14 protein-coding genes are annotated in these 16018 nt (G+C 61.8%); 11 read left to right on the forward strand and 3 right to left on the reverse strand.

Going from position 1 to position 16018, the window contains the following annotated elements; translation table 11 throughout:
* The first annotated feature begins 88 nt into the window (after positions 1 to 88).
* The 4 genes from J3361_RS02820 to J3361_RS02835 all read left to right on the forward strand — a co-directional run bounded on the left by J3361_RS02820 (position 89) and on the right by J3361_RS02835 (position 3745).
* Positions 89 to 1096 carry an aldo/keto reductase gene (locus tag J3361_RS02820; protein ID WP_207962288.1) on the forward strand — a complete coding sequence of 336 codons (1008 nt, stop codon included), beginning with the start codon at positions 89 to 91 and terminating at the stop codon, positions 1094 to 1096.
* 100 nt (positions 1097 to 1196) lie between these two features.
* Positions 1197 to 1991, forward strand: coding sequence for a DeoR/GlpR family DNA-binding transcription regulator (locus J3361_RS02825; RefSeq protein WP_207962290.1), 795 nt, complete (start codon positions 1197 to 1199; stop codon positions 1989 to 1991).
* Between the two features lie 116 nt (positions 1992 to 2107).
* Positions 2108 to 3034: a Gfo/Idh/MocA family oxidoreductase gene (locus J3361_RS02830; RefSeq protein ID WP_207962292.1), complete on the forward strand. Its 927-nt coding sequence runs from the start codon at positions 2108 to 2110 to the stop codon at positions 3032 to 3034.
* 15 nt (positions 3035 to 3049) lie between these two features.
* Positions 3050 to 3745: a tRNA (adenine(22)-N(1))-methyltransferase TrmK gene (locus J3361_RS02835; protein ID WP_207962294.1), complete on the forward strand. Its 696-nt coding sequence runs from the start codon at positions 3050 to 3052 to the stop codon at positions 3743 to 3745.
* Positions 3746 to 3922: 177 nt separating this feature from the next.
* Here J3361_RS02835 and J3361_RS02840 read toward each other — a convergent pair whose 3' ends face one another.
* A complete protein-coding gene (locus J3361_RS02840; RefSeq protein ID WP_207962296.1) occupies positions 3923 to 4300 on the reverse strand; it encodes a hypothetical protein in 378 nt (125 codons plus the stop codon).
* Positions 4301 to 4364: 64 nt separating this feature from the next.
* Positions 4365 to 5090 (reverse strand): type II CAAX endopeptidase family protein, encoded by a 726-nt coding sequence (locus J3361_RS02845; RefSeq protein ID WP_347709607.1) that lies wholly within the window; start codon positions 5088 to 5090, stop codon positions 4365 to 4367.
* Positions 5091 to 5291: 201 nt separating this feature from the next.
* On the opposite strand from J3361_RS02845, the gene J3361_RS02850 reads away from it, so the two are divergent.
* From J3361_RS02850 to J3361_RS02865, 4 genes are all read left to right on the forward strand, one after another.
* Complete coding sequence (locus J3361_RS02850) at positions 5292 to 5657, forward strand: hypothetical protein (protein WP_207962298.1); 366 nt, start codon at positions 5292 to 5294, stop codon at positions 5655 to 5657.
* A gap of 434 nt (positions 5658 to 6091) precedes the next feature.
* On the forward strand, positions 6092 to 7354 hold the full coding sequence (locus J3361_RS02855) for a serine hydrolase (protein ID WP_207962303.1): 1263 nt from the start codon (positions 6092 to 6094) through the stop codon (positions 7352 to 7354).
* Between the two features lie 117 nt (positions 7355 to 7471).
* Entirely contained in the window at positions 7472 to 8809 is a 1338-nt protein-coding gene (locus tag J3361_RS02860) for an alginate export family protein (protein ID WP_207962305.1), read from the forward strand.
* A gap of 39 nt (positions 8810 to 8848) precedes the next feature.
* Complete coding sequence (locus tag J3361_RS02865; protein WP_207962307.1) at positions 8849 to 9952, forward strand: polyamine ABC transporter substrate-binding protein; 1104 nt, start codon at positions 8849 to 8851, stop codon at positions 9950 to 9952.
* A gap of 43 nt (positions 9953 to 9995) precedes the next feature.
* Here the strand turns inward: J3361_RS02865 and J3361_RS02870 are convergent, their stop codons facing one another.
* On the reverse strand, positions 9996 to 10607 hold the full coding sequence (locus J3361_RS02870; RefSeq protein ID WP_207962309.1) for a TetR/AcrR family transcriptional regulator: 612 nt from the start codon (positions 10605 to 10607) through the stop codon (positions 9996 to 9998).
* Between the two features lie 615 nt (positions 10608 to 11222).
* On the opposite strand from J3361_RS02870, the gene J3361_RS02875 reads away from it, so the two are divergent.
* From J3361_RS02875 to J3361_RS02885, 3 genes are all read left to right on the forward strand, one after another.
* Complete coding sequence (locus tag J3361_RS02875) at positions 11223 to 12623, forward strand: amino acid permease (RefSeq protein WP_186710285.1); 1401 nt, start codon at positions 11223 to 11225, stop codon at positions 12621 to 12623.
* A 310-nt stretch (positions 12624 to 12933) separates the two neighbouring features.
* Entirely contained in the window at positions 12934 to 14655 is a 1722-nt protein-coding gene (locus tag J3361_RS02880) for a type I secretion system permease/ATPase (RefSeq protein ID WP_207962311.1), read from the forward strand.
* On the forward strand, positions 14648 to 16018 hold the full coding sequence (locus tag J3361_RS02885) for an HlyD family type I secretion periplasmic adaptor subunit (RefSeq protein ID WP_207962313.1): 1371 nt from the start codon (positions 14648 to 14650) through the stop codon (positions 16016 to 16018). Before J3361_RS02880 ends, J3361_RS02885 begins: the two co-directional genes overlap by 8 nt.

Raw genomic sequence — 16018 nt, forward strand, 5'->3', positions numbered from 1 at the left:
CTCTTCAATAGTTCAAACAAGATTACCCATCTTATCGTCATGAGATCGCTCGCGGATACTGGCCCACATCTTCTGTGGAGAACGCGCTATGCAAAAGAATCGTCTTGGATCATCGGATTTCCTGATTTCCCCTATTGGCCTGGGCACCTGGGCCATCGCCGGCACCGGCTGGGCATACAGTTGGGGCGCGCAGGATGACGAGGACAGCCTTGGCGCCCTTGAATATGCCGTCGAGCGCGGGGTGAACTGGATCGACACGGCGGCGGTTTATGGCTTGGGCCATGCAGAGCAATTGGTCGGGCAGTTGTTGCGTCGGGTACCGGCTTCGCGGCGTCCGTTGGTGTTCACCAAGGGCAGTCTGGTCTGGGACCCGCTCACGAAGACGATCTCACATTCGCTGGCGCCTCGATCGTTGCTCGCCGAGGTCGAGGCAAGCCTGCGCCGACTGCAAGTCGAAACCATCGACCTCTATCAGATCCACTGGCCGGCTTTTCCTGCCGACGCTAGCAGTGAAGGGATCGAGCAGGCGCTATCGGCGTTGGCCGCTGCCCGCGAACAGGGAAAGATTCGCGCTATCGGCGTCTCCAATTTCGATGTTGCGCAACTCAAGCGGGCCCAGGCGGTGACCGAGATCGTCTCGCTCCAGCCGCCGTATTCGGCCTTGATGCGAGACATCGAGGCAGACGTCCTGCCATTTTGCGAACGGGCCGGAATGGGTGTCCTGGCCTATTCCACCCTTCAATCAGGACTGCTTTCCGGCAGCATGACCCGCGAGCGCATCGCCCAATTGCCCGACGACGATTGGCGCAAGGCGCGAAGCGCGGACTTCCAGGAGCCTCGCTTGAGCGCGAACCTGGCGCTGGTGGAGGTCTTGACCGGCATCGGCGAACGGCACGGGGTAAGCGCGGCGGCAGTCGCCATCGCCTGGGTGCTGCGCAAACCGGTGGTGACCGGCGCCATCGTCGGTGCCCGTCGTCCCGCCCAGGTCGATGGGTTGATTGCCGGTTCACAGCTGCGCCTCAGCGCCGAGGAAATCGACGAGATCCAACCTTTCCTGCCATTGGGCATGGGCACCAATGTCCCTGGGGGCGCTTGACGTTTACCGTGGGAGCCTTCGGGTTTGACGCTTCGCCGCATAACCGGCACTATTTGCTCGTTTGTGATCATTGGTGCTCGTTTACGCAGGTTGTAATGTCATGACTACTCCTCACGAAGCGTTCCCCGGTGAACGCCAGCAATTGATCAGCCAACGTCTCGCCCGGTATGGCCGGGTGATCGCGGCTGACTTGGCCAGCGAATTCAAGGTCTCCGAACACTCGATCCGGCGTGACCTGGGCGCGTTGGCTGCGGCGGGGGTGTGCAAACGCGTTTATGGCGGCGCGATCCTCGTGCCCGCAGCCGAAGGGTCGTTGGAGATGCGTGTACGCAAAGATCCGGCGCGCAAGGGCAGCCTCGGTCAGGCAGCCGCTGCACTGTTGCGTGCGGGCCAGCACGTATTCATCGACGCCGGGTCGACCAACCTGGCGATTGCCTGTGCCATCGATCCGCACCTGCCATTGACCCTCACCACCAACTCGCCGTTGATTGCGGTCCAGTTGATGAAACTGCCCCGCGCCGAAGTTATCCTGCTGGGCGGCCGCTTGAATCCAGTCGCCGGTGGTGTGATCGGGCTGACAGCTGTCCAGCAATTGCGCCAGTTCAGCTTTGACCTGTGTTTCCTCGGCGCCTGCGCCATCGATCCGGACAATGGCGTGACGGCGTTCGGCCTGGATGACGCGGAGTTCAAGCGTGCGGTGGTCGCGGCCAGCGGGCAGGTGATCGCGGCGGTCACCAATGAAAAACTGTCCAGCGTGGCCCACTACCAGGTGGCCGCCTGCGAAGAAGTCGCCGCCCTGGTGGTGGAACACGACGCGCCGCAGGAGCGACTCCAACCGTTCTTCGGCCGGGTGACCAACGTCGTGACAGCGGCCCCTGAACAGCGGCGGACTTAATGCCCTTGCCGCTATGAGCTCGGCAATCGGCTAGATACTGCACAACCCCATTGTCCGCCAGGCGATTTGCGTCTAGTTTGCTGGCCGATCACAAGTACAAAAAACAGGAGTCATCGATGCAACCGATTCGTCTCGGTCTGGTGGGCTACGGCAAGATCGCCCAGGATCAACATGTCCCAGCCATCCACGCCAACCCCGCGTTCCAACTGGTGGCGGTCGCCACGCAAGGACAGCCCTGCGCCGGGGTGGAGAACTTCCGCTCCCTGGGCGAGCTGTTGGAAAACGGTCCGCAGGTCGATGCGATTGCATTCTGCACGCCGCCGCAAGGTCGATTCGCCCTGGTGCAACAGGCGCTGGCGGCCGGCAAGCACGTGTTGGTGGAAAAGCCGCCGTGCGCCACGTTGGGCGAAGCCATGGCCTTGGTGGAGCAGGTTCGCGAGCAAGGCGTCAGCGGCCTGTTCGCCTGGCATTCCCGTTATGCACCCGGCATCGAAGCCGCCCGTGACTGGCTGGCCAGCCGTACCTTGCAGAGCGTGCAGATCGATTGGAAGGAAGACGTGCGCAAGTGGCACCCGGGCCAGGCGTGGATCTGGCAACCCGGCGGCCTGGGGGTTTTCGATCCGGGCATCAATGCCTTGTCGATCGCGACCCATCTGCTGGCACTGCCGTTGTTCGTGGAATCCGCCGAGTTGCGCGTGCCGGACAACTGCCAGTCGCCGATTGCCGCCAGCATCAAGATGGCCGACGCGCGCCACCTCGATATCCGTGCGGAGTTCGACTTCGACCATGGCCATGACGAACTCTGGAGCATCGAGATTCGCTGCGCCGAAGGCGTGTTGCGTCTGGACAACGGTGGGGCACTGTTGAGCATCGACGGCGTGCGCCAGGCGGTATCCGAGGAGGGCGAGTACGCGGCGGTGTACCGGCATTTTCAACAACTGATCAACGACAAAACCAGCGACATGGACTTGCAGCCACTGCGGTTGGTCGCGGACAGCTTCTTTGTCGGCAGTCGGACGGCGGTCGAGCCGTTCTACGATTAACCCAGGGAATTGCAGTTGAACGAACACACATTGTCCATGCGCCTGGAGCGCGTGGCGGCGCACATGCCGGCGGGCGCGCACCTGGCCGATATCGGCTCGGATCACGCTTACCTGCCGGTGGCTTTGCTGCGCCGGGGCGTCATCGCGACGGCGGTGGCCGGCGAGGTGGCACTGACGCCATTGCGTGCCGCCGAGCGTACGGTGGTCGAGAATGGCCTGGAGCAGCGGATCAGCGTGCGCCTGGCCAACGGCCTGGCCGCCATCGAGCCAGGAGACGGAATCACGGCGATCAGCCTCTGCGGCATGGGCGGCGAAACGATCCGCGACATCCTGGACAGTGGCAAAGCGCGGTTGAGCGGGCGGGAGCGTCTGATCCTGCAACCCAACGGCGGCGAACAACCGCTGCGCCAATGGTTGATGGAAAACGGCTACCGCATCCTCTGTGAGGAAGTGCTGCGGGAAAACCGTTTCTACTACGAGATCATCGTCGCCGAGCGCGCCGGGCCGGTGGCCTACACGGCCGAGGAGTTGTACTTTGGCCCGCTGCAGCTGCAAGCCCGCACTCCGATCTTCCTGGCCAAGTGGCAGCGCCTGTTGCGCCAGAAGCAGAAGACCCTCATCAGCTTGGCCAAGGCGCGGCAAGCCGTGCCCGAAGAGAAGCTGCAAGAGATTGCCCGGCAGGTCCGCTGGATCAGCGCGCTGCTGGCTTGAGTGGCATTGAGGTTGGATGTGCCGACGTCATCGCGAGCAGGCTCGCTCCCACAAGGGGTTTGTGGTGAATCGGGATGCTGTGAACATCCACACTTCCCTGTGGGAGCGAGCCTGCTCGCGATGAGGCCATCAGTCATTTCACCGAATTGAGCAACGCCCCGGTCGCCGGCCGCCCCCTTATCGACCCACCACCGGGTAGTGCTTGATACGACACGCATACGAATTACCGTCGCCTTTGCAGATGCCATCCAGGTAGCGATAGTCCACCCGTACCGACTGCCCTTTCCCGGGCCATTGTCGGCGGGGGAGCGTGGCTTGGTAGTCCGGGGTTTCCGGGGTGAAGGTGAGCGATGAGCCTGGCTGCGGACACTCCACCGAGGCGGATTTCGGCCTGACTTTTACCACCTGCGCCTGAAGCTGCGGATAGGGTTGTTTCAGCACCTCGACGACACGCAGCTCCATCTCGCAGATCTGCCACGTCGAGGCCTGGACGGGCTGGCACAGGAACGGAAGTGTCAAGGCAAGCAGTCCGAGGCATGTGGCGTGAGTATTCATCGTTGCCCTTGTTTGAAGTGCTGGCGTTCGAAAATCATAGCCTGGCATTGCGCCTTTGTTTGACTCAACCATAAAGCCCCATCCACGAGAAAGACTTGTCCGTGGTCAGTGCGACGATCTCGGCCAGCGAATGCAGGAGCACCGGCACCAGCAGGCCACCGCTGACCACCCTGGCGACGGCGAATACGCCGCCACAGGCGAAAATCAGCACGACCGTCAACCAATTTCCGTATTGGATGTGCATGCCGGCGAAGATGGCCGACGTGACGATGATCGCGATCCATGTCCAGGCACGGCTGTTCTCGTAGGGAAACAGCCGGAGCATGTAGTGGCGAAAAAATAATTCTTCGGCGATGGGCGGCAGCACGATCAGCGAGACGATCTTGATCGTGGCCTGCCAATTGTTGAGCCCGTCCAGAAGCTCGGCCATGAACACTTCACGCGGCAACCCGAGCACGAACACGGCGACCCCGAAAAGCAGGTAGGTCCCGATAATGCCCATCGCTCCCCATTGCAGGGGTTTGCTGATGGCGCGACCGCACCACTGTGTTCGTAAATCGGCGCGATATTGCAGGGCGAAAAGCGCGAGGAGAAGGAGCGCGGTGATACCTGAGGTGGTCGTGAATGTCAGGTAGGCTTGCATGTCTGCGGGGACGAAAAGGACCTCGGGCATCGCCGCCAGGAAGGCGATCACGGTGGCCAGCGCCAACATCCCGAGCCGGGGAAAGAAGCGGTAGGGCGATAAAGTGAAGGCGGGTGCAAGCTCAGGAGCGGCACTTAGATTCGTCACAGTCACTCCATGAGTGCAAGGAAAACCGCATGATGCCAGTGTTTTGATGGGCTGGGATGAGTTCCTGTTTGCTTTGTGGAGAGGTCGGCAATTGGGCCAGCAACCGGGTACTTGCCGGGAGGGCTTTACCAGTGGCGACAAAAATGGTTTAGGGTCATCGACGGCTGCAATGGAATATCTCAACTAAAGGACGCGACATTTATGGAAACTCCCTTTTCTTCTATCAGCGAGCGTTTGCACAATCGCCGGTTTTCCGTGGCGGACAATGCCCAAGGGCTCTCCGGGACTGGCACGGTATTTCATTACCACGTCGAGGACGGTGCCATTTCCAGCACCTACCAAGGCGGCCGGATTCGCCTGGGCAATCAAGTCGGACGCGTGACGGGCCCCGATACCATTGAGCTTCTCTTTCAATGCTTGACTACGGACGGTGAGATTCTTTGCGGCTGGTCTCGTGGGACGGTGGGGGCCGATCACGCAGGGCGTACGACGTTGAGCTTCGTATGGGGTTGGTTGTCGGGCGCGACTGGAGGTGGGGAATCCAGCTACGTCGAGCTTGTGGCGTAAGGACCGGGCATCCACGTAGCTGAACCACCGCCATCGCGAGCAGGCTTGCTCCCACAGGGAATTGGGGTGTTCATGAGCTTTGCATTCACCACCGGCCCCAGGGTTCTTGGGTGTGTTCATGAGTTTTTTCATGCGGCGCAGGCCCCTTGTGGGAGCGAGCTTGCTCGCGATGGCGATCACTCATTCGCCACAGCCCGCTCAGCCCCAACGCTGGACCTTCAAGCCAACCCAATCCCCTGTGGCGAGGGAGCTCGCTCCCGCTGGCCTGCGAAGCAGGCCTCCTGCAATGGCCTACAGGCAAACCGCATTGGCTGGTTTCACTGGGCCAATTGGCAAGCGATGTCGATAAAAAGTTTTATTGACTAAAAAATTACATCGGGTAATTATTCTCCTGCATCTGCTTTCACGCAGAGTCATTTCGCAGGGGCAACCCAATGAATCAGAACACCGTGCCTTCACTGGCCAGTCTTTACGTCGAGACTCACGAATCGCCATTTGACGCACGCCTGGCGCCTTCGCTCATGCAAGGCTTTCCCGCCGAACCCGACCGCCGTGTCACCTGGCACAACTGGATGAGCCCACCGTTCAACCAATGGAGCTTCCGCAACCTGGCGCGCTTGCGTCCTTCCATCGATGTGCAGGCCGGCACCGGGCCGATCAGCGCCTTCAAGCAGGCGCTCCAGCCGTTGGATGAGCTGCACTTCGACAGCGAATGTGGCTTGAGCATCAGCGTGATCGATCACCTGGTCGCCAGCCAGACCGATGCGTTCCTGGTCCTGCAGGGCGATACTGTGCTGTTCGAGCGCTACTTCAACGGCCAGCGCCCTGAGGATCGGCACATCATGTTTTCGGTGACCAAGTCGCTGATCGGTGCCCTCGGCGAGCAGCTGGTTTGCGAAGGCCAACTGGACCCGACACTGCCAGCCGCCCATTACGTACCGGAACTGAGCGGCAGTGCGTTCGGCGATGCGACTGTGCGCCAGCTGTTCGACATGGCCGTGGCCATCGATTACAGCGAGGTCTATGAGGATCCGGATTCGGAGAGTTCCCAATACGGTTACGCCTGCGGTTTCCAGCCGGCACCGGCGCAGTACACGACGTTCGAATCCCTGTACCAGTACTTGCCGTCACTGCGCAAACGCGGCATTCACGGTGGCTTTTTCCATTACGTGACGGCCACCACCGAGGCGTTGGCCTGGGTCATGGAGCGGGCGTCCGGCAAGGCCTGTCACCAGTTGCTGGAGGAGGTCTGGAGCCAGTTGGGCTGTGAGCGCGACGGCTACTTCCTGGCCGATCCCTGGGGCCGCAGCGTCGCCGGTGCCGGGTTCAGTGCGACCTTGCGTGACATGGCGCGCTTCGGTCGCCTGCTGGCCAACGATGGCCGCCAGGATGGCCGCCAACTGCTCTCGGCCGAGGCCCTCGCCGGCATCGCCGCCGGGGCCGACCCGGCGATCTACGCCGCATGCGCCGACTTCTCGAGCTGGACCCCAGGCGCGTCCTACCGCAGCCAATGGTATGTCTTCAACGACCACAGCCAGGCGCTCATGGCCGGTGGCATCCATGGCCAGTACCTGTTCATCGACAAACCGTCCGGCGTGGTGATCGTCAAGCAGTCATCCCTGGACGAAGCCGTCAGCCCGTTCGACGGCGACAGCGTGCGCATGCTGCGGGCCATCGCGGCGCAACTGACGCCCTGACGTCATCCGATAAACACAACAATTTCGTTCCGCTCATCTGGCCCGGCGCCAGGTGTTGGCGCGGGTTTGCGCCGCCATTCACTGCCCTGTAACAACAATAATCAACAGGAGCTCCATATGGTTTCCATGATGCGTTTGTCCCGAACGTGCCTCGTGCTCGGGTTACCCTTGACCGCCCAGGTTGCCTGGGCGGGCTACACCTTCGAGGAGGGTAATCTCAAGGGCGAGGTCAACCTGACGGCCGGTGGCGCAGCCGTGTCCACCCGCAACGTCAACTTTGGCGGCGGCGTGGTGGACATGCGCAGCGGCAAGAATGGCGGCACGAAAATCGACTGGCAGGAGTTCTACGTCAAGCCGGGCGTCAAGTTGGAATATGCCGTACAGCCGGATTTCAGCTTGCTGGCCGGCGGCTCGCTGGTGGGCGCGACCACCTTCGGTGATGGCGATGCCGGTGGTTTTACCCGCAGCTCCGATGGCAAGGTGTCCACCGAAGAGTTCTATGGCGGTTTCCGGGCCGGGGAGTGGACGGTCACGGGCGGTCGCCAGAACTACATGATCGGCAACGGTTTCATCGTCATGGATGGCAACCTCGACCAGTTCAACGACGGTGCCTATTGGCTCGCTCCACGCACCGCCTTCAAGGATTCGGCAGTGGTCGCCTGGGACCATGGCGCGTTGAAGGTCCAGGGTTTCAGCCTGGGAACCGACAGCGACTTGGGTGACTTTCGCCTGAGCGGCGTGAACCTGGACTACAACCTCGACGACCAGGTGACGCTGGGTGCCACTGCGCTGAAGGTCAAGGCCATGGGGCCCAAGGGCAGCACGTTGCCGCGTCGTCGCGATGGCATGTTGGTGTACAACGTCAGGGCCTTGAACGCCCGGCTCCCGGGTATCCCGGACTTGGCCCTCAATGCCGAATATGCCGTGGAGCGAGGCAGCGGCGAAGGCGTGGACTACGATGCCAAGGCCTGGTACGGCCAGGCCGATTACACCTTCAGTACACTGCCGCTGACCCCGGTGCTTGGCTACCGCTACGCGAGTTTTTCCGGCGACGACAACCTGACGGACAACCGCCAGAAAGCCTGGGATCCCTTGACCAAGGGCTTTGTCGACTGGAGCACCTGGTTGATCGGTGATGTCGTCGGCAACTACCTGATGTTCAACAGCAACGAAAACCTCCAGCAGTTCTCACTCAAGACCCACCTCAACGAAACCCTCACCCTCGGTGCGATCCACTACCAATTCTGGCTGGACGAAAAAAACTACATGGGCACCGCCGTCAGCGACAAACGGTTTGCCGACGAGAGTGTAGTCTTCCTGGATTGGGCGCCTTCGAAGTCGCTGTCCACCTCGCTGTCCTACAACTGGGTCAAGCCCATGGCGGCGGCCAAGCAGGTCTTCGGCGACGACCGCAAATTCAGCGCGTTGGAACTCTTCTTCACCTACCGCTATTAAGTGCCGCGAGCCTTCGCGGCCGCGCTGGAGTGTTAGATCATGAACATGTTTTTGCGCAACACCCTGCTGGGCGCTGTCGTTTCGATGCTGGTCAGTGGCGCGAGCCTGGCCGAAGAACGGACGGTGCGAATCTACAACTGGATCGAGTACCTGCCGCCGGAAATCCTCAAGAGTTTCGAGAAGGAAACCGGCATTCGCCCCATCTATGACGTCTTCGACAGTGTCGAGACATTGGAGTCCAAGCTGCTGACCGGCAACTCCGGGTATGACGTGGTCTACCCGAGCAGTTCCAACGTCAGTCACCTGATCGCCGCCGGCGCCGTCCAGCCCCTGGACCGCAGCCAGTTGCCGAACTGGCTGCATCTGGACCCCGAATTCATGAAGTCCCTGGAAGCGGTGGGCGATCCGGGCAACCGTTATGCCGCGCCGTACCTGTGGGGCACGACCCTGATCGGCTACAACGTCGACAAGGTGCGCCAGGTGTTGGGTGCCGATGTGCAGATGAACACCTGGGACATCCTGTTCAAGGAAGAGAACATGGTCAAGCTGGCCAGTTGTGGCGTGGGCCTGCTGGACGCCGCCAATGAGATCGTGCCCATTGCCTTGCACTACGAAGGGTTGGACCCCAACAGCCAGAAACGTGAGGACTACGCCAAGGCACAGGCAGCCATGCTCAAGGTTCGGCCGTACATCACCTACTTCAATTCGTCGCGTTATGGCATGGACTTGGCCAACGGCGAGATCTGCGTAGGAGTGGGTTGGTCCGGTGGGGTGGCCCTGGCCAAGCGACTGGCCGAAGACGCCGGGAAGGGGGTCAAGGTGGAGATGGCACTGCCCAAGGAAGGGGCGCCGATGTGGTCGGACGTCATGATGGTGCCCACCAATGCGCCCCATGCCAAGGAGGCCTACGCCTTCATCAACTACATCTTGCGTCCGGACGTCATTGCACGGATCAGCAACAAGATTGGCTACCCCAACCCGAACAAGGAAGCCACGGCACTGGTCAATCCTGAAATCCGCAACAACCCCGCCATGTATGTGCCGGACGAGGCGCGCAAGACCCTGTTCGCCTTGGAGCCGGTACCGGCCGCCGTGGAGCGGATCCGTACCCGCACCTGGACGGGGATCAAGACCCATCGCTGATCGGCGTGACCCGGCGTTGCGGCGCCGGGTCCGTCTTAGCGGATCAGGCGCGCATGCCCAGGAAGAGCAATTCGGTGATGCGCCGGACCTGGCTGGAGTGTGCCTCGATGTCCGGTTGTTCCTGGTTGACCAACCTGAACAGCTGCAAGTGCGAATAGTCGTTCAACAGGAACGCGGCAAGATCGACGTCCAGATCGGCCCGTAGTTTACCGGCCTGTTGCAACTCCCTGATCAGCCCACTGATTTCGGCCCTGAGCGCATCGTTCATGGCGCGATACCCCTCGGGCAGCCCGTTGTCGCCACCAAACAGGATCAGCGGCAGCAACTCGCGCCACAGGCTCGGGTGCATGACTTCCAGTGCGTAGCCGGTCAACAGCCGCTCCAGGTAACACAGCGCCTCGACCGGGTCCTCGATTTCAGGCATCTGGCTGCGGGTGTCGGTGAGGGCGCGCTGGTCGGCGTCGTGCAGGATCTCCAGGATGATTTCCTGCTTGTTGCCGAAATACTTGAACACCGTAGGCGCCGATACGCCGGCCTGGCTGGCGATCTGTTCGATGGTGGTGTTCTGGAAGCCCTGGCGCTCGAACAATTCGACCGCCGCCTTGCTGATGGCTTGGCGGCGTTCGGCTTTTTGACGTTCACGCAGTCCGCTCACGGGAGGTCCTTGTCGTTGAGGTAATAAGGGGCGAACGGCGCAATGCCAGCCAGCTGGAGATCAACCTGTGGGAGCGAGCCCGCTCGCGATTGCGATGACTCAGCCAACATAGATCTGACTGACACTTCGCAATCGCGAGCAGGCTCACTCCCACAAAACTGACAGGCATGGCGATAGCGCCTGATGCTCCATGCAAAATACTTAACCCAGTAAAGTTTTTAAAGGGTTTATTTCGGGGATCTGATTGGGAGCTTTTGTGGCGAGGGGATTTATCCCCGCTGGGCTGCGTAGCAGCCCCAAAATGCCGTTGACCTGATACACCGAGCCGATAGTTGTTTAGGGCTGCTGCGCAGCCCAGCGGGGATAAATCCCCTCGCCACAAGGGCAAAGCGCCATGCCTCACTTGGCGAAATCAGGCAGATAAGTGGCGCGTTCGGGTAACTAACTCGGGAGGGAAGGCAGGTAACGTGGCGCGACTTTTCACCGCAAGTGCGCACGTTCGCCCAGGGTGGATCAATACAAACTTGATGGTGCCGCTTCCAGGAGGGGCGGAAAAACCGAAACACCAACTGTCCCTGCGCGCGTCTCAATGTTCGATCACAAGAGAATAAGAAAATGACCAGCCCCAGCTTCAAGGATTCGAACGGCCATCTGGCACAGGGCTTCAAGCCTCGTCACGTCACCATGTTGTCCATTGCCGGAATCATCGGTGCGGGTCTGTTCGTGGGATCGGGTCATGCCATTGCCGCCGCCGGCCCGGCTGTCATGCTGGCCTATCTGTTTTCCGGGACGTTGGTGGTCCTGGTCATGCGCATGCTGGGTGAGATGGCGGTCGCCAATCCGGACACCGGCTCCTTCTCGACCTATGCCGACCAAGCCATCGGACGCTGGGCCGGCTTCACCATCGGGTGGCTCTACTGGTGGTTCTGGGTGCTGGTGATTCCCATCGAAGCCTTGGCCGCCGGTCATGTGCTCAACCAATGGTTTCCCGCCGTCGATGCCTGGCTGTTCGCCTCGGTGTCGATCGTTTTGCTGGCCGTGACGAACCTGTTCAGCGTGTCGAAGTACGGCGAATTCGAATTCTGGTTCGCCATGGCCAAGGTCGTGGCGATCATTGGCTTTATCTCCCTGGGCTTCGCGGTGCTGATGGGCTGGATTCCCGAGCGCGAAGCCAGCGGCCTGGGCCGGTTGATGGAGGAGCATGGCGGGTTCGCCCCCAATGGCCTGTCGGCGGTGGTGGGCGCGTTCATCACCATCATGTTCAGCTTCATCGGTACGGAGGCGGTGACCATCGCGGCGGCTGAATCCGATAACCCCGCGCAGAACATTGCCAAGGCCACCCGTTCGGTGATCTGGCGTATCGGTGTGTTCTACCTGCTGTCGATCTTCGTGGTCATTTCCGTGGTGCCGTGGAACGATCCGCTCCTGGCTTCAGTGGGTTCCTACCAGCGGGCGCTGGAACTGATGAACATTCCCCACGCCAAATTCCTGGTGGATGTGGTGGTGCTGATTGCCGTGGCCAGTTGCATGAATTCCTCGATCTACATCGCCTCGCGGATGCTGTACTCCCTGGGCCGTCGCGGCGATGCGCCAAAGGCCGTGAAGGTGACGTCCTCGGCCGGTGTGCCACGGTCCGCGGTGATTGCCAGTACCGTGCTGGGCGCGGGCGTCACCTTGTTCAGCTACTTCATGCCTGCCGGCCTGTTCCAGTTCCTGCTCGCCAGCTCCGGCGCCATCGCCTTGCTGGTGTACCTGGTGATCGCCATCTCGCAACTGCGCATGCGCCGGATGCTGCAACGACAGAACATCGAGCTGCCTTTTCGCATGTGGTTGTTTCCCTGGTTGACCTGGTTGGTCATCGTGTTCATCTCGGCGGCGCTGGCGGTCATGATGATCTCGCCCGAGCACCGCAGCGAGGTGAGCACGACCCTGGGCCTGGCGCTGATCATTTCCTTTATCGGCCTGGCGACGTCGCGGCATCCACCCCAGCCGGAGAGTGTCGCTTCCCTCGGCTAATCCCTGATTTTTTTACCCTGTTGACGCCACGTTACTGGCGTCAACAAACCCTCTTTTCAGCCCATTCAAGACGCAAAAACCTCAGTCTTGAAGCGCGGCCCTTCCGCCTGTCACCCACTTGCAAACCCAGCCTTGCGAACCGGCACTAACCCGCGGTCGCGTTGTCAGTAATTGGCATCTGTAGGGATGAGGATCGTCCCTGTTGTCAGCACATCAGCTAGATAGTTTTTTCTTTGAGCATGCTCGGGGAAAAAGAGCCTCGCGAAGGATTGCGTCCTGGACCGACCATTTCTCTCGCAGGCGATTTCCCATGGGGTTTCTACTCGATCCGCGTCATGACATCGATGCTGCCTTGCTGAGCTACCGCCGGGTGTTCTGGGCCCTGGCGCTGTTCAGTGGGGTGATCAATCTGCTGGTGCTGGTGCCGTCGCTGTACATGATGCAAGTCTACGACCGGGTCCTCACCAGCCGTAACGAAACCACCTTGTTCATGCTCACCTTGATGGCCCTGGGACTGTTCATGTTCAGTGCCTTGATCGAGTGGGTGCGCGGCGAGGTGATGATTCGGATGAGCGCGGGGCTGGACGATGCCTTGGGCGAGCGGGTTTTCGACGCCGCCTTCGCCCGCAGCCTGCGCGAGCACAACGCCAACCCGGCGCAGGTGCTCACCGATCTGGCGACGTTGCGGCAGTTGATCACCGGGCAAGGCCTGATCGCGTTGCTCGATGCGCCCTGGCTGCCGATTTTCCTGCTGGTGGCATTCATCTTTCATCCCTGGTTTGGCGTGCTCACGCTGGTGCTCGCTCTGGTGCTGGTGGGGCTGGCGCTGTGGGGTGAATTGGCGACGCGCACGCGCCTGGGCGAAGCCAATCGCCTGGGGGTGCAGTCGTCGATCTATGTCAACAGCACGCTGCAGAATGCCGAAGTCATCCAGGCCCTGGGCATGCTTGGGCCGTTGCGCCAGCGCTGGAGCTTGTTGCAGCAGCGCATCATTGCCGCCCAGGCCCATGCCAGCGACCGCGGCGCGCGCATTACTTCGGCGACGCGGTTCGTGCGCATCTCCGGGCAATCCCTGTCCCTGGGGTTGGGGGCGTTGCTGGTGCTGGAAGGCCAACTGTCGGCCGGCATGATGATTGCGATGTCGCTGTTGCTGGGAAGAGCGCTGGCGCCAGTGGAAATCGCCATTGGCTCCTGGAAGCAATTCAATGCCGGGCGCCAGAGCTACCAGCGCCTGAACCAACTGTTGGCGCAGCACCCTCGTGATCGCTTGCGCATGCCATTGCCGCCGCCCACCGGGGCGGTGCGCCTGGAGCAGTTGTATGTCGGCCCGCCGGGGGCTTCGCAACCGATCCTGCGCGGGATCAATTTCAGCCTCGCCAAGGGCGACGTGCTGGCCGTGGTCGGGCCCAGTGCCAGTGGCAAATCGACCCTGGCCCGCGCCCTGGTCGGGGTCTGGCCGGCCATGGGCGGATCGGTGCGCCTGGACGATGCCGAGATCAGCCAGTGGTCCCACGACGCCCTGGGCCCGCACCTCGGCTACCTGCCCCAGGACATCGAGTTGTTCGACGGCACGGTCGCCGACAACATCGCCCGTTTCGGTGAACAGGACGCCGACCAGATCATCGCTGCCGGACGGCATGCCGGTATCCACGAAATGATCCTGCGGTTTCCCAAGGGCTACGACACGCCGCTGGGCGCTGGCGGGCTTGGCTTGTCCGGTGGGCAGAAACAACGCTTGGGCCTGGCTCGCGCGCTCTATGGGCGGCCGTCGCTGATCGTGCTCGATGAACCCAACTCCAATCTCGATGACGCCGGTGAGCTGGCGCTGGTCCAGGCCATCAATGTGCTCAAGGCGGCCGGCAGCACCGTGGTGTTGATCACTCACCGGCCCAGTGTGCTGGCGGTGGTCGATCACATCCTCGTGTTGAAGGACGGGACTCAACAAGCGTTCGGCCCTCGGGACCGGGTGCTCAAGGCATTGATGCCGGGGCCGCGACCGGCCGCGGTCCGGGAGGCGGGCGGCGATGCGTGATCTGATCCCTGAGGCACAGACCTACAGCGAGCAGGGGCTGAGCGTGCGCGGCACCACGACACTACCCACTGCTCGAACCGACGCCGGGAGCGCGGCCCGTTATGGCATGGGATTCCTGATTTTGACGCTGGGCGGTTTCCTGCTCTGGGCCTGCCTGGCGCCACTCGACCAGGGAGTGGTGGGCAGCGGCACCGTGGTGGTGGCGGGGGAGCGCAAGGCGGTGCAGTCGTTGGTCGGCGGAGTGGTGGAAAAGCTGCTGGTGAGCGATGGCGACCGGGTTACCCAGGGGCAATTGCTCGTGCAACTGAACACGGTGCAAGCGCAGTCGCAACTGGACGTGACGCTGGGCAAGCTGCTCAACGATCGCAGCATTGAGGCGCGCCTGATTGCCGAGCGCCTGGGCAGCGCCGAGATCCAATGGCCTGCCGAGCTGTTGGCGCGCGCCGACGAGCCGCGCGTGAAGGCGGCCATGGCCTTGCAGAGTCAGTTGTTCATCACCCGTCGCGCGGAGCTGGGCAGCCGCTTGCAGATCATTGAGCACGAAGTTGCGGCGTTGCAGCAACAGTTGCTGGGCTACGAAGGCGTCAAGCGCAACTACGACGCGCAGATGCGCTTTCAGCAGCAGGAGCTTGAAGGCCTGCGTGAGCTGGCCCGGGAAGGCTACGTTCCGCGCAACAAACTGTTCGAGGCCGAGCGCAACGCGGCCCAGTTGGCGGGGCAGATCGCCTCCGGCGTGGGGGATGTCGGCAGGACCCGCCAGGCGATCAACGAAAGTCGGCTCAAGGCCTTGCAGGTGCAGCAGGAATTTCGCCGCGATGCCGAGACGCAGCTCAGCGAGGTCTCGGCCGAGGCGGCCGGTTATGCCGATCAGATTCGGGCCTTGCAGTTTGAAGTCGACAACGGTGCGATCCGCGCACCGGTGGCCGGGCAAGTGATGGACGTGAGCATTCATACGGTCGGCGGCGTGGCGCAGGCTGGCCAGACCCTGATGCAAGTGGTGCCGTTGGATGCGCCGATGGCGATCACCGCTCGCTTCGAGCCGCTGATGGCCAACAAACTGCGCCCGGGTCTGCCGGTGCATGTGCATTTCACCGCGCTGCAACGGGTGGATACGCCGACGGTCACCGGCACCGTGACGACGGTGTCGGCCGACCAATTGATCGACGAGCAGACGCACCTACCGTACTTCTCCGCCAAGGTCGAGATTCCCGCCGACACCGTGGCCGCGTTGCAGAGTGCCGGCCTGCTGGTGCGCCCCGGCATGCTCGCCGATGTCACGGTGGTGACGGGCGAACGCACCTTGATGAATTACCTGATGAAACCGTTGCGTGAACGCTTGCTGGCAGCCTTCAAGGAGGAATGA

It is taken from the genome of Pseudomonas sp. OA65 (assembly GCF_017498305.1).
GTDB classification, from domain to species: Bacteria; Pseudomonadota; Gammaproteobacteria; order Pseudomonadales; family Pseudomonadaceae; genus Aquipseudomonas; species Aquipseudomonas zanjanensis.

Coding starts and splice junctions, on each gene's coding strand:
- J3361_RS02840 (WP_207962296.1), bottom strand. CDS start 4,300: ATGAATACTCACGCCACATGCCTCGGACTGCTTGCCTTGACACTTCCG.
- J3361_RS02855 (WP_207962303.1), top strand. CDS start 6,092: ATGAATCAGAACACCGTGCCTTCACTGGCCAGTCTTTACGTCGAGACT.
- J3361_RS02860 (WP_207962305.1), top strand. CDS start 7,472: ATGGTTTCCATGATGCGTTTGTCCCGAACGTGCCTCGTGCTCGGGTTA.
- J3361_RS02820 (WP_207962288.1), top strand. CDS start 89: ATGCAAAAGAATCGTCTTGGATCATCGGATTTCCTGATTTCCCCTATT.
- J3361_RS02875 (WP_186710285.1), top strand. CDS start 11,223: ATGACCAGCCCCAGCTTCAAGGATTCGAACGGCCATCTGGCACAGGGC.
- J3361_RS02850 (WP_207962298.1), top strand. CDS start 5,292: ATGGAAACTCCCTTTTCTTCTATCAGCGAGCGTTTGCACAATCGCCGG.
- J3361_RS02830 (WP_207962292.1), top strand. CDS start 2,108: ATGCAACCGATTCGTCTCGGTCTGGTGGGCTACGGCAAGATCGCCCAG.
- J3361_RS02880 (WP_207962311.1), top strand. CDS start 12,934: ATGGGGTTTCTACTCGATCCGCGTCATGACATCGATGCTGCCTTGCTG.
- J3361_RS02865 (WP_207962307.1), top strand. CDS start 8,849: ATGAACATGTTTTTGCGCAACACCCTGCTGGGCGCTGTCGTTTCGATG.
- J3361_RS02825 (WP_207962290.1), top strand. CDS start 1,197: ATGACTACTCCTCACGAAGCGTTCCCCGGTGAACGCCAGCAATTGATC.
- J3361_RS02885 (WP_207962313.1), top strand. CDS start 14,648: ATGCGTGATCTGATCCCTGAGGCACAGACCTACAGCGAGCAGGGGCTG.